This is a genomic window from Methanocalculus natronophilus (assembly GCF_038751955.1).
GTDB classification, from domain to species: Archaea; Halobacteriota; Methanomicrobia; order Methanomicrobiales; family Methanocorpusculaceae; genus Methanocalculus; species Methanocalculus natronophilus.
This window is the reverse complement of record NZ_JBCEXH010000091.1, coordinates 1-599: the sequence shown is the minus strand read 5'-3', so window position 1 is coordinate 599 and position 599 is coordinate 1. Positions and strand designations below refer to the sequence as shown.

Annotated in this window: 1 protein-coding gene; it reads right to left on the bottom strand. The window is 36.2% G+C overall.

Features of this window, described 5'->3' with window-relative positions; all coding sequences use genetic code 11:
• Nucleotides 1-47: 47 nt before the first annotated feature.
• On the bottom strand, nucleotides 48-557 hold the full coding sequence (tpx, locus tag ABCO64_RS10610) for a thiol peroxidase (RefSeq protein WP_343089451.1): 510 nt from the start codon (nucleotides 555-557) through the stop codon (nucleotides 48-50).
• Nucleotides 558-599 lie beyond the last annotated feature (42 nt).

Here is a 599-nt window from a genome sequence, read left to right as displayed (position 1 = left end):
ACTCCCTCTCATATTGTATCATAAAAAAAGCCTAGCGTTGGCTAGGCTTAGGAATTTCTTCTTAGGACTTCTAATTCCGCAACAAATTTCTCATAATTTAGATGTTCACTCGCCTCCGGCGCAAACTCTTTATAAACAATTTCACGGTCCTTATCGAGTACAAATAAGCTTCGGGCCAATAAACGATTTTCTTTCATTAGGGTTCCATATTTTTTAGCAAAGTCTAAATCTTTATGATCTGAAAGGGTCACGATATTATCTAACCCTTCACTTCCGCACCATCTTTTTTGTGCGAATGGTAAGTCATTAGAAATTGTAATTAACGTCACATCGTCAAAATCTGTGACTAACTTATTGAACCGTTTAGTCTGAAAATCACATACTCCCGTATCTAAGGAAGGCACAACACTGATAACGATAAACTCTGAATCAAAATCACTCAATTTAACCGGGGTTAAACTCGTATCTAACGCTTCAAAATCTGGAGCCTTGTCCCCTAAAGATACTTTATTCCCTTCTAAGGTTACTGTATTTCCACCAAATGTCACACTCATCATGATTCCTCCTTTTTAATTCTAGGGTTATTATAACATTTTAAA